Genomic DNA, 13,345 nt, shown 5'->3' on the forward strand with positions numbered 1-13,345 from the left:
ACTATTAATTGAACTTTATAGAGTACATGCTTATTGCCAAGTAAATTGTGTAGTATAAATCAGAAGACACATTATGAGGAGTTTGGTGGATATGCTATACTGATGGCACATATAATTCGTATGATGACAGATGAGATAAGGAATGAGGGTTTACATGTCCGAAAATTGGGGGATGAAGGCATATTTAAAAGGAGTTGCTTTGCTGACGATCGCGGCTCTTTTTGTAAAGGTATTGAGCGTAGTATACCGTGTGCCATTTCAAAACTTAGTAGGAGATCATGGCTTTTATATTTATCAGCAGATATACCCCTTTGTAGCGATTTTTGTTACATGGACATCTAGCGGTTTAGCTGTGGCCATTTCTAAAATTCTAGCAGATTTAGGACAAGATCAACGTCAGTATGAAAAAAACGCAATAGTACATATTCTATTTCTTTTTTTACTTGCGTTATCCATTATATGTTTTGTCATCTTGTTCTTTGGTGCCGCCACTTTTGCGCATTGGATGGGAGATCCGAAACTAGCAGATTTACTTCGACTTGGATCTTTTGTTGTGTTTAGTATGCCGGCATTAGCGGTTTACAAAGGACTCTTTCAATCGGCTGGCATCATGCGGCCTGTAGCATATGCTCAAATGGTGGAACAGATTGTTCGAGTGGCTATTATTTTAGGCGGGACATGGATCATTCTATCAACCACTGGATCTTTATATGATGCTGGGAAAATGGCATTAGCAGGAACGGTTGTGGGAGAATTTGCGGGCATTTTACTGCTGATGATCTTTATCAAAAAGCATACCTCATTAAAGATCAAGATGACTCCTATTGAGAAACGAACATCATCGGCATGGTCCATCATTAAAAAGCTACTGGTTTTAAGTATCAGTATAAGCATGAGTAGCCTTGTGCTATTAGTATTTCAATTAATCGATTCTTTCACGGTATATAGTACCTTGAGAAAATTAGGAATCTCCTCGCTTCAGGCAATGGAGATGAAAGGCGTTTATGATCGAGGGCAGCCATTGGTACAGGTAGGTTTAGTGATTGCTTCTTCACTATCACTGGCTATTGTACCACTTGTAGCACAAGCCTCTAAAAAGCGTCATGGTCAAGATGCTGAACGTTATATACAGCTTACCTACCGCACATCTTTGTTATTTGGTGTTGCAGCGGCTGCTGGTTTAATACTTGTCATGCCAAATGTAAATGTTACACTATTTGAAACACCTGAATTATCCAGTGTATTGTCCATCTTTGTCTTACAAATCATTTGGTTATCACTTATTATGACATTGACAGCAATACTGCAAGGATTAGATCAATTGAAAATACCCGCTTGCTTACTAGTGATAGGTGTTTTGGTTAAACTATGCTTGAATAAGTTTTTGATCTTGCATTATGGTATTGTCGGAGCGGCTTGGGCTGGAAATTTGGGCCTTTTTATAACAGCAATAGGTTTAATATGGTATTTTAAAAAAGAGGAAAAAATGAATTTAGCTACTGCGCGTTTTTATAGCGGCATGGCATTTGCTACACTTGCAATGGTGTTTATCGTTTTACTATTTACGTTGTCTGTGGAACCATTAATCTTTACTTCCATGGATGGACGTATGCGGTCACTTCTATTATGTATTTGTAAAGCTGGGATAGGTGCTTTTGTTTTCGTGACAATGCTCGCAAAGATGAGAATCGTTTCAACTAGGGATTGGTATCTATTCCCTTTTGGACGTCGCATGGCAGGTTACCAGCTTTTATTACAACGAAAAAATAAAAAAACTAGGTGAAGAGTATGCATCAACTTACGGTTATTGGATTAGGCGCAGGAGATTTTGAACAGCTTCCGATTGGCGTCTATCGACAATTAAAACAAGCGAAGAAAATTTGTGTTCGGACAAAGGAACATGCTGTACTAGATGAACTAGCAAATGAAGGAATTCAATTTGAAAGCTTCGATGCCATTTACGAAAAACACGATGATTTCCTACCTGTATATGAGGAAATTGTTGCAACACTACTCAAGTATGTACAAACAGAAGATGTTATTTATGCTGTTCCAGGGCATCCATTAATGGCAGAAATGACTGTGCAACTATTGATCGAAGCAGAAAAAGAAGGGAAAGTTCAGCTTAAAATAGAAGGGGGCCAAAGTTTTCTAGATGCCGTTTTTGGTGCGCTTCGTATTGATCCGATTGATGGTTTTGAGCTTGTCAATGGAACGACTTTCTCGATTCATCAAGTAAGTATGTATAAACATTTATTGATTGCACAAGTGTATGACCCTTTTAGTGCTTCTGAAGTTAAACTCACATTATTGGAAAAATATCCACCAGAATATCCGGTAACGATCATAACAGCTGCTGGATCAAAGGATGAAAGAATCCGTACTGTGCCATTACATGAGTTAGATCATGTTGCAGAGTTGAATAATCTAACAACGGTCTATGTTCCACCCGTTAAAGAACAAAAAGAGGCCCTTCGCGAATGGTCAACATTCCGTGATATTATTACCACTTTACGTGATCCGCAAGACGGCTGCCCTTGGGATCGAGCACAAACACATGAAAGCTTAAAACGGTATATGCTCGAAGAAGTGCATGAATTTTTGCAAGCTATCGATGAGCAAGACGATGAACATATGATTGAAGAACTTGGTGATGTATTACTCCAAGTATTTCTACAAGCACAGATCGCTGAGGATGCTGGTTATTGGAACTTAGAAGATGCTCTAGAAGGTGTCGCAGGGAAAATGATTCGCCGACATCCGCATGTGTTTAGTGGTGTGCATGTAGAGAGTGTGGAAGATGTTAATGCTAACTGGGAAAAGATCAAGAAAAAAGAACATCAAGATGACGGTCATACAGAATCTCTATTAAAAGGGGAATATCGTGCAACCTCTTCCTTGCAGACATCCTATAACTATCAACGTAGAGCAGCAAAAGTAGGATTTGAATGGCCTGATACGAAAGGCTTTTGGGATAAAGTAGAGGAAGAATGGCAAGAGTTCCGCCAAGAGATCGAAAAGGGTACACAAGAAACTAGATTAGATGAATTTGGGGATATTCTCTTTACACTTGTCAATTTAGCACGTGTCTATAAAATTTCTGCGGAAGATGCAATGCTTCACGCAAATACTAAATTTGCGAAGCGATTTGGTTATGTTGAAAAACAAGTAATGGCAGGCCGAAAAGATTTTAAAGCTTATTCACTAGAAGAATTAGATCAATTTTGGCAGCAAGCAAAGCAAAAAGAAAAGGGGATCATTGATGAGATTAGATAAATTTTTAAAAATTTCTCGCCTGATCAAACGACGTACATTAGCAAAAGAAGTGGCAGATCAAGGGCGTATTACGATTAATGGCAAGGTAGTAAAAGCAAGCAGTGCGGTAAAAGTAGGCGATGAACTAGCCATTCGTTTTGGGCAAAAAATCGTCACAGTCCGTGTCGAAGAACTAAAAGACATCGTTCGAAAAGAAGATGCAGCCAAAATGTTTACGATTTTAAAAGAAGAAAAACTAGACAAAATCGAACCTCAGTTTATAGACGATTAAAATAAAAAAACAACGATTCGCCATATTTATGGAAAATCGTTGTTTTTATTTTGCTTCGTATTAAAGGGTAGCCAGTTCTATTAGATGAATGAATACATAGTAAGGGAAGAAGAAAATCCTTACTGTATGAAGTTTTACGCTACTCTCTTTCAATATAAAGTGATAAAATGCAAAAACACAAATCTATAGATATTCGATCCCAAATAAATTAATCATATATTCAGAGAAGAAAATAATTTCAAAGAAGGTGCTGGAGCGCTTCCCTATGCCTTTTAAAAGATAATGGCCCAACGTTTTCGCCATACGTTGTCATATCGTCTTATATCAAGTGCGTGCTACAGTAGAGGAGTTGTTCAAGAGCTACACAAGTTTATATGATCAGGAGGCGCCAGCATAAAATTTTACTGGTATTGTGTAAAATTATTTGTACAACACAAATATAACACTATATATAATGAAAATATATAATCGGAAGTTGGGAAATCGATAGGGCAAATAACGCTATATTTATAGAAAAACGAGATTCATTTTCCCAATAAAAAATAGTACAAAAGTAAGGAGGGACGTTTTAAGATGAATGATATAGGATTTCTTATCAAAGAAGAAAGAATCAAACAAGATATGAAGCAATCAACCTTGGCAAAGGGAATTTGCTCGGTCTCTTATCTTAGTAAGATAGAGAATAACACATCGAAGGCTAGTCAGGAAGTAATTGCTCTATTATTAAAAAGACTGGATATAGCCATTGATTCTTTGGAAACTCCTTCGATAGAAGAAGAAAAGAAGATACAGGAAGATTTATTAACGATATACAAAGAACTCACCATTAACAAAGACAAGAAATATGCGAAAGAAAAAATTAAGTGCATACAAGATCAATTTACCTCGCTATCTGCAAGCTCTTCGTTGTTGATTTATAAAAACTTAGTTTTGTTAAGATTGTTTTTAACGTTAAATGATAAAGACAATTGTGGCAAGTACCTAAAATGGCTGCTAAGTATTGATGATAGATTAGATGATTTTCAACAATATTTACTCTTCAAGTTACAAGCGATTTACTATTATCAAAATCTAGATATAAAAAAATCGATTTTCTTTTTAAATAAAATAAACGAAAAGAATTTTTCAATTTCCTTAGCGGAAGAAGCTGATCTCCATTTTATTAGTGGCATGATTTATATGGCAGATCATGAAGTCATAAAAGCGATTGAATCAATAAATACAGCTCTCCATTATTTTACGAGTCATTTTTATATGGCTAGGGCTGTTGAATGCTATATATGTTTGGGGATATGTTACAAAAATGCTAATTGGCTACGAAAAGCTCAAGATAGTTATTCTTTAGCCATCAAAATAACAAATGAACTACAACTTGATCAATTTAAAGGTATTATCTATCACAATTTAGGCGTGCTATATTCCGCTCAAAATGATAGTGAGAAAGCAATCGAATACTTTAAAAAAAGTATCCAGCATAAAAATGACGATACGAAAAAAATCGTCTCAGTACTTTATATACTGAAAGAACTCTCCAAAAATGGTTATCCATCTCATCAAGAAGAGTTAAAAAACTGGATTCTATTTGTTGAAAGTATACTTAATCCAAGTAATATTCGGTATCAAGAATATAAATATCATTTGACGATGTTTAAAGGATTACTGGACCAAAAATTTAATGAAAAGAATGTAAAAGAATCTTTAGCTTTTTTTAAAGAGAAGCATGATCACAAGAATTTTAGTTATTATAGCAACATGTATGGGGGATATCTGTATAAAAACGGCCAGTATAAAGCAGCTGCAGAGTATTTTCAACAAGCTTACTTATTCCACGTTAATGGGTAGTAACCTCCACTGGGTGAAGTTTTACTTTCATAAGGCTCTGTTATAGTGCAATGTTGATATAGAATACTTTTTGTTCATGAAGCGAAAGGCGGTGGCATTAACAGGAGAGACAAGCAAAATAAGATCTTCCATTTCAACGTAGCGAGAGAAGTAAGGGCTGTTTGTCTATGGATGCCCGCCTGTAGTGACATAGTGAAAAAATCGATCAATTTCTATAACGGAGTAAAAAATATACAAATGGAGGAAAGAACATGAAAAAAACAATCATTTCACTTCTTTTGGTTTTCACTGCATTCTTTTTATCTGTTGACTACACTTTAGGCCAAAAAATTCAAAGCTCTCTTTCACCATTAACAAATTTATTCAAACCACTTGATGAGGTGCCAGATATTGCGTTGAAGATCAAACCGTTAGATGAAGTACCGGAAATAGCGTTCAATATCGAACCACTTGACGAAGTACCAGAGATTGCATTCACCGTTGAACCACTTGATGAAGTACCAGAGATCGCTTAAATTCTAGTATGATGAAAATATAAATTTATCTAGTTCTAATAGAGGCGCTACGTTGATGATAAAAGACTCTCTAAGAGCAAATAGCTATATCAAAAGAGCACCGCAGGAAAAATCGCTGCTGGTGCTTTTTAAACATCTGTTTGTTTTCCCGCTTTAACGGGCAGTAAGACCCCCATCTCAAGATATAGAGAGAAATGAGAAAGATAGGTGGGGGATCAACTGCCCGTAAAAGTCCGATTGGTTCGGGCTAACAAGATGCTGGTCACTCAGGTGTTGCCACAGGACGTGGCGCTTTTAACCTGAGTTCCTTTATTTTAGTGGGGGATGAAGAAAACCCCCACTGATGGAGTTTCACTTTATCTAGTTTTTTCCAATCTTACAAAAGTTCATGCAGCATTTACTCTAGTTAATGAGAGGAGATCATGATGATATTTTTTGATATTGATGGTACTTTATTCGATCATGATAGAGCTGAAACATTGGGAGCTTTGGATTTCTATCATAAATACACGAAAGAATTAGCTTATACTGTGGACGAATTCGCCGATATATGGAGTAATCTATCAAAGAAATATTTTGAAAAGTATTTAAAAAAAGAATTAACATTCCAGGAACAAAGAAGAAAAAGAATGGAAGAATTATTTGCTAAGAACTTTACGGATGAAATTGCCGATGAGAAATTTAGTGAATATCTTTACTTTTATACTCAAAGGTGGGCAATTTATGCCGATGTCATAAATTGTTTAGCGTTCTTAAAGGAATCGGGTTATTCTCTAGGGATCATTACGAATGGCGACAATCAACAACAAACAGAAAAACTAAAAACATTAGGCATCAAAGAATATTTCGATCATCATATTTTTGCATCTAGTGAAATGGGTTTTTCTAAACCTCACGCCAAAATATTCGAAGCTGCCTGTAAAAGAGCGGGGTGTCAGAAAGAAAATTGTTACTATATTGGTGATAATCTAGAAATAGATGCAATCGGCAGCATGAAAGCAGGTTTAAAAGGAATTTGGTTAAATAGGAAACATAAAAAGACTTCTCCAGATGTTATAACCATTCATACGCTTGATCAAATAAAGGAAATACTCGCTTGACAGTTTTGAATTTTCTATACATATTTTATCAATTTCATCATGTAAGTCTATTTTTATATTTTCCCTCATATATTAGAATGTCCAAGCATACAGTTATAGAAAGGACAAGGAGGGGAAATGAAAATGACATTTCAACAAGATAATGCGACTTATACTATTCCAACAGGAGATCATTTATTAACGGTGCGTAATCGCAAAAGAATGGACGTTACATCTGTAAAATCAATTGAACGGTTTGATCAAGAGGAGTTTTTAGTACTCACCTCTCAAGGTCATCTCCAAATTCGTGGGGAAGATTTAAGGATTGTACACTTAGATGTAGATAAGGGGTTGCTCACTTTAGAAGGAACTGTGAAAAACCTTCAATATGATGAAGAGGAAAGTGGACTATCTCGTAGCATTTTGCATAAATTATTTGGATGACAGTTTCTGAACAATTCCTTAGCATAGCAGCACTAATTGCGAGTGGTGTTATCGGAGCAGCTTGTATTGATCTAGTACGCACATTCAGTCATTACGCGCCACCGAAATCTTTATGGCGAAAAGGCTACATCATATTTGAATTATCTACATGGATTCTATTAGGAATTGGCACATTTCTATTATTGATGATCGTGAGGGATGGGGAATGGCATTTTGTGGATTTCCTCTCCCAGCTAGCAGGTTTTTGCCTTTACCAGTTATGTCTGCAAGGAATTTTTCGCTTTATAGGGCGGATGATTGATAGATTGGTTATACAACCTATATTTTTTATGTGGCATTTATTGACGAGCCTCATACGACAAATCATTCGGCTAATCGTTGCTATATTCAAGATTATTACATTTCCAATAGCATTTGTTGTCAAAAAAATTAAAAAGTTAACTCTTAAAAAATAGGTAAAAGTTAGATATAATAACATTGATATGTAAATAAAAATGATTGCCAATAACCATACTTAAGGAGGGTACCCGCATGCCACTAACATCTAAACAACCATATAAAAAAACAACCCAAATGCCAACTGATTATACGAAAACGGAAACACGAAAGAAAATGATAAGCCGTAATCGTAAAATTGGTTTGTATCGTCGCTTAACATTAATGACACTAGTGTTTACATTAATTGCAGGTTCCCTTGTTTTTATGTTGATCAAGCAAAAACACGTATTGGCAGAGAAAGAACAGCAAAAAATTGAATTGCAACAGGATTTAGCAAAACAAAAAGAGAAACATGACGATTTAAAAATCCAAATTGCGAAATTAAAAGATGATGACTACATTGCTAAGCTTGCACGCAAGGATTTATTCTTATCTGAAGATGGGGAAATTATTTTCTCAATCCCAAAAGCCTCAGAAAAAGATAAGAAAAAAACAAATTCAAAAGAGTAGTCTTATTGACACTCTTTTTTTGTTGGCTATAATAAAAGGTAAGAACCACTAAAGTTTTACAAATTGATTATAAGGCTTAACAAGTCGCTTAAATTTTAAGGAGGAGCATTTTTTTTATGTCAATTGAAGTAGGCAGCAAGGTACAAGGTAAAGTAACAGGTATCACAAATTTTGGAGCATTCGTGGAGCTGCCAAATGGCTCAACAGGTCTTGTTCATATTAGTGAGGTTGCTGACAACTACGTAAAAGATATTAATGACCATTTAAAGGTTGGAGAAATGGTTGAAGTGAAAGTTATGAATGTTGAAGCTGACGGTAAAATTGGTTTATCCATCCGTAAGGCAAAACCTCAAGCTGAACGACCAGAGCGTCCTCAACGTTCACGCCATAACAACCATCGTTCAAATGATCGTGGTGAACATCGTCAAACAAAAGAAAACTTTGAACAAAAAATGGCACGATTCTTAAAAGATAGTGAAGATCGTCTTGCTACATTAAAACGTGCGCAAGATTCTAAACGCGGTGGCCGTGGCGCAAGAAGAGGATAACTTGCTGGCTATTTTAATCGTAGAAAAAGTGTTTTATTGATATGATGGAGACTATTAGAAACCCTTAGGAAATATTTTCTAATAGTCTTTTTTAATTGAATCAATTATAAGAAAATATACTCTTTACCGCACATTAACAGACAATATGTCTCCACTGTATGAAGCCATTTTATTTTCCTAGGGTATTATGCCAAAAATGATAGATGAAATATCGACAAAAGAGGCAAAAGAAAAGAAGCTATCCTATTTGGAATAGCTTCTTTTAGTGTTTGTTCTACAAATAGTTTCGTTTACTAACTATATAAAAGTATGGCGGCAGAGGGGATCGAACCCCCGACCTCACGGGTATGAACCGTACGCTCTAGCCAGCTGAGCTACGCCGCCGTTTGAAACAACATAATAAATAATACAAGAGGATATAATTCAGTGTCAAGCGGTTTTTGTTAAAAAAATATGGTCTATGCTATTTATCGTCGAACGATTTTTTGTATGCACCTTCAGGAACAGACAAACTTTACACAAATTTCTAGGTATACTAGCAGAAATATATAATGGAGGTTTTGTCACAATGAGAAAAGTGTTCATACAATCAAACAAACTATCATTTCCGAAAGTAGCTTTGAATTTACAACAACAATCCCCTATCCTTTTTGCCATGACGCTATGTTTTGCCGCCTTTTTCTTATCTAAAGCTATCCTTTTTGAAGCGATTGTCCCCTTTTTCTTACCGACACTAGCTGTTGTATTTGTGAATCACCGAGATTATTTTATGTGGGCGCTCATCGGAGGAATTATTGGTAGTGTTACATTAGGGATGGGTGAACTATCTATTCATATCATTGAATTATTTCTCTTTTTACTACTGATCAAAACATTTATCCGTAAATGGTCTGTTTCATTTGTAGTTGGATTGTCCGTATTTCTTACTCAAATGGGATGGCAAATGATTTCTTATCATGCAGAACCCCCGACAATGATTCTAGTATATGTTGGCTACGAGAGTGTATTATCCATTTTTATGACTTTATTTTTAATGCAGCTTTTATTGCCCATGCCAGCTTTGTGGAAGGCTTCTTGGTCTTTAGAAAGAATAGGAGCGGCACTAATTGTACTAGCTGTCATGCTAACTGCAACGAACAATGTGGTTTGGAAGGTGCTATCTCCTACGTATATAGCTTTACAGTTTATCATACTGGCCTCCGCTTATGTTGGAGGGGTTACATTATCAACCGCTATTGCTGTTTTGATGGGGACTATTATTAGTCTATCTCATTTATCTTTCAGCGGAATGATCGCGGTGTATGCTTTGACAGGTCTTTGTGCAGGAATATGCAAAAAATTAGGACGTTTTGGAATTGTGTTAGGAAGCGGCATTGCAACAGCATTTTTTACACTCTATGATGTCACATTACCAATTGATAACACATACTATATAGCCTTAGGCGCAGCAGCTCTTTTATTCTTTACAATGCCTAAAAGCTGGCTACAATATTGGCAACGGCAATTATATCCAAATCAAGAGGATGTGTTGTTGGAAAGGCAGCGCTGGCTTACTGAAAAAGTGACGACCAAATTAACCAATTTCAATGATTTTGTTATTTTCATGAAAGAATTGGTGAATGATCGCTTTAGTATCGCCGAACAACAGCAGGAAGTGGAGATAGAAGCAAGGCCGCTATCTCCTTGTGAAAGTTGTTATCGATTTGAAAAATGTTGGGGAAAGGGAAAAGCAGAAATGGAACCTTTGATGCAGCAGTGGTTAATGGCACAAACAATTGGTCATAATGGTTCTAGGTTGCAATATGACGATAAAATCCGTAACAAATGTGTGCGTTCATCATTATTTTTAAATTCTCTGGCAGAATATGTTTCAAAACAACAGTTGAGTGGTCAATTCCAACATGGTAAGAAGATGATTGCTTTACAGCTAAGAGATATGTCTACCCATATCGATCAGGTTATGAAGGATATGACAAACGATACGGTTTCATTCCAACAACAAGAAGATCAATTAGCCAATCGCTTTAGAGAAATAGGCATTGATTTCTTTCAAATTGATATTTTGACGAATGATCCCGGTTATAGAAAGATTGTTTGTTGTATTCCATATAAAAAATCTCAATGGGAAACAGATCAAATGGTTTCAGAAAGATTGATCTTACCAGTTCTCCAAGAAGTTTTCAAAGAACCGTTTGAAATCCATCAAACGATCAAGAAGACAAAGCCTTATGCGCATTTGCAGATCACTTTCCAATCAGCGATACGATTTGAGATGCAGTATGATGTATTATCAATGTCTAAAAATAACACGATGTATTCTGGAGATTCTCATGCTGTATTTTCACTTAACCCAGGTTTGACCGTTATTCTGTTATCGGACGGAATGGGTCATGATAAACGCGCGCATAAAGAAAGTAGAAAACTGATCCGCTTGATGCGGCAATGTTTAAATCATCAAATGTCACCTGAAACAGCTATGCATACGCTACATTATGTCATGTCGCTCAAGCAAGATGACGAAATGTATGCAACGATGGATTTTGCATTGATCGATCTACAGCATGGAAAACTATGGTCCTGGAAGGCGGGAAGTATGGCAACATATTTAGTAAGAGGAAAAGAAGTCACTAGGGTTGAAAGTGCCAGTGAGCCGTTTGGATTGTTTACATCATTTTCAGTTGAAGCTGAACAAAGAAATTTAAAGGCGGGAGATATTATCTTCATGTGCACAGATGGCTTGTTTTTTGAGGATATGCCATGGGCGCAACAAGAAGAGCTATTACGCAATAGTTTATTACAGCATAGGCATCTTCCTATTCAAGAGATTTGTCCCCAAATTTTAAATACTTTTCGTCATAATAATCAGCCAATGGATGATTGTACCATCGTATGTGTTGAAATCCAACATAAAACAGTAAATTGGTCATTATTTAAGCCTACTTTACAAGAAATTTCCCGGGAAAGAATGGTAAAATAATGATGAGGTGAGAAGATGACGAAACTCGAGCAAAAAGTATCTGAATATATACAACAATATAGGTTGTGTCATGTAGGAGATCGTCTTCTTGTAGCTTGCTCCGCCGGGGCCGATTCGATGGCTTTACTGCATTATTTACATCATCAGCAAGAGAAATTAGGTGTTTCTGTTGCCGCTGTGCATGTCAATCACATGTTAAGGGGTGAAGATGCAGCTGGTGATCGGCATTATGTAGAATCTTTTTGCAGGGAACGTGGCATCCCGGTATATGCCACTGATATTCCCATCCCATCTATTTTAGAAGCGGAACAAGGTAATATGCAGGCAGTTTGTAGAAGAGAGCGCTATACCTATTTTGAACAGGTCATGACAGAAACAAACAGTTCTAAACTAGTCGTAGCGCATCATGCAGATGATCAAATCGAAACAGTTTTAATGGCGTTGATCCGTGGATCGCATGATATTGGGATGCAAGGGATCTTACGCCGTCGACCATTTGCAAATGGAGAATTGATTCGACCATTTCTTTCAATAACTAGAGAGGATATTCTTGAATATTTGCAAGCCTACAACCAAGATTATAGAGAGGATTCCAGCAACAAAAAAGACTCCTACACTCGTAACCGAATGAGACACCATGTTGTTCCACTATTAAGAAATGAAAACCCAAAGATAGCAGAAGCGGTTATGCACTATACTGAAAAAGTACAAGCCGATGAAGAATTATTGCAATCATTGGCTAAGGAAGCTTTGCAAGATGTATTGATTGAAAAACAGAGCGATTTATGGAAAATTAATATAAATACATTCCAAAATCAGCCGCTTGCTTTACAAAGGAGAATCATTCTACTACTATTAAATTATCTCTATAAAGATACAATCATGTTACAAAGTTACACCCTTTGGAATTCCATTCTAAAACTAGTACGAACAACAACTGGAAATGCGACGATTGATTTACCTAAAGGAGCAAAAGCAATTCGCCAATATGATGAGTTAATCCTGATGAAAAAGGTAAGTACATCTCATCCAACATCTAAGATTTTGCCATTTGGACATTGGATTGAATTACCTAATCGTTTGCGCCTTTATATCGGGAAAGTGGATGACAAGATTCCATCAGATATATCATCACAGGCAAAAAGCTACTTTGTAAATGCAACATGTTTCGCATTACCATTACATATTCGTGGCAGAATGGATGGAGATCGCATACAATTGCTTGGAGCAAATATACAAAAGCGAATTTCCCGTCTTTTTATTGACGAAAAAGTTCCAATGGCGCTTAGAGAAATTTGGCCGATTGTTGTTACCAATGACAATGAGGTCATTGCCGTCCCAGGGCTCCGTGTAAGTAGCTATTTTTCGAATAGCAAACGATTAACGGATGATACAATATTCATCGTTGATCAGCAAACTTTGTAGTGTCTATATATAATCAAGGA

The 13,345-nt window shown here is 36.4% G+C and carries 12 protein-coding genes and 1 tRNA gene; 12 read left to right on the forward strand and 1 reads right to left on the reverse strand.

The genetic code is table 11. From position 1 onward, the window contains the following. Nucleotides 1–154: 154 nt before the first annotated feature. From FEU33_RS18325 to FEU33_RS18370, 10 genes are all read left to right on the forward strand, one after another. Nucleotides 155–1,783 (forward strand): putative polysaccharide biosynthesis protein, encoded by a 1,629-nt coding sequence (locus FEU33_RS18325; protein WP_146550917.1) that lies wholly within the window; start codon nt 155–157, stop codon nt 1,781–1,783. A gap of 5 nt (nt 1,784–1,788) precedes the next feature. Next, nucleotides 1,789–3,276 carry a bifunctional methyltransferase/pyrophosphohydrolase YabN gene (yabN, locus tag FEU33_RS18330; RefSeq protein ID WP_146550918.1) on the forward strand — a complete coding sequence of 496 codons (1,488 nt, stop codon included), beginning with the start codon at nt 1,789–1,791 and terminating at the stop codon, nt 3,274–3,276. Further along, nucleotides 3,263–3,547: an RNA-binding S4 domain-containing protein gene (locus tag FEU33_RS18335; RefSeq protein WP_146550919.1), complete on the forward strand. Its 285-nt coding sequence runs from the start codon at nt 3,263–3,265 to the stop codon at nt 3,545–3,547. Before yabN ends, FEU33_RS18335 begins: the two co-directional genes overlap by 14 nt. Before the next feature lie 573 nt (nt 3,548–4,120). After that, the gene (locus FEU33_RS18340; RefSeq protein ID WP_146550920.1) at nt 4,121–5,389 is read left to right on the forward strand and encodes a helix-turn-helix domain-containing protein; all 1,269 of its coding nucleotides are present in this window, start codon (nt 4,121–4,123) and stop codon (nt 5,387–5,389) included. A gap of 251 nt (nt 5,390–5,640) precedes the next feature. After that, on the forward strand, nt 5,641–5,904 hold the full coding sequence (locus tag FEU33_RS18345; RefSeq protein WP_146550921.1) for a hypothetical protein: 264 nt from the start codon (nt 5,641–5,643) through the stop codon (nt 5,902–5,904). A 422-nt stretch (nt 5,905–6,326) separates the two neighbouring features. Continuing rightward, a complete protein-coding gene (locus FEU33_RS18350) occupies nt 6,327–7,004 on the forward strand; it encodes an HAD family hydrolase (protein WP_244951077.1) in 678 nt (225 codons plus the stop codon). 123 nt (nt 7,005–7,127) lie between these two features. Beyond that, entirely contained in the window at nt 7,128–7,427 is a 300-nt protein-coding gene (yabP, locus tag FEU33_RS18355; RefSeq protein WP_146550923.1) for a sporulation protein YabP, read from the forward strand. Continuing rightward, complete coding sequence (gene yabQ, locus FEU33_RS18360) at nt 7,424–7,882, forward strand: spore cortex biosynthesis protein YabQ (protein WP_146550924.1); 459 nt, start codon at nt 7,424–7,426, stop codon at nt 7,880–7,882. The genes yabP and yabQ overlap by 4 nt, the downstream gene beginning before the upstream one ends. A gap of 76 nt (nt 7,883–7,958) precedes the next feature. Beyond that, nucleotides 7,959–8,375: an FtsB family cell division protein gene (locus FEU33_RS18365; RefSeq protein WP_146550925.1), complete on the forward strand. Its 417-nt coding sequence runs from the start codon at nt 7,959–7,961 to the stop codon at nt 8,373–8,375. 116 nt (nt 8,376–8,491) lie between these two features. Further along, complete coding sequence (locus tag FEU33_RS18370; RefSeq protein WP_146550926.1) at nt 8,492–8,923, forward strand: S1 domain-containing RNA-binding protein; 432 nt, start codon at nt 8,492–8,494, stop codon at nt 8,921–8,923. A gap of 310 nt (nt 8,924–9,233) precedes the next feature. Here the strand turns inward: FEU33_RS18370 and FEU33_RS18375 are convergent. Continuing rightward, nucleotides 9,234–9,307 (reverse strand) — tRNA-Met (locus FEU33_RS18375). Between the two features lie 184 nt (nt 9,308–9,491). On the opposite strand from FEU33_RS18375, the gene FEU33_RS18380 reads away from it, so the two are divergent. Both FEU33_RS18380 and tilS read left to right on the forward strand, forming a co-directional pair. Next, nucleotides 9,492–11,900, forward strand: a complete 2,409-nt coding sequence (locus tag FEU33_RS18380) for a SpoIIE family protein phosphatase (RefSeq protein ID WP_186731487.1) — start codon at nt 9,492–9,494, stop codon at nt 11,898–11,900. A gap of 15 nt (nt 11,901–11,915) precedes the next feature. Continuing rightward, entirely contained in the window at nt 11,916–13,325 is a 1,410-nt protein-coding gene (tilS, locus tag FEU33_RS18385) for a tRNA lysidine(34) synthetase TilS (RefSeq protein ID WP_146550928.1), read from the forward strand. Nucleotides 13,326–13,345 lie beyond the last annotated feature (20 nt).

Origin of the sequence: Rummeliibacillus suwonensis, from assembly GCF_007896435.1 — a bacterium.
Taxonomy (GTDB): domain Bacteria; phylum Bacillota; class Bacilli; order Bacillales_A; family Planococcaceae; genus Rummeliibacillus; species Rummeliibacillus suwonensis.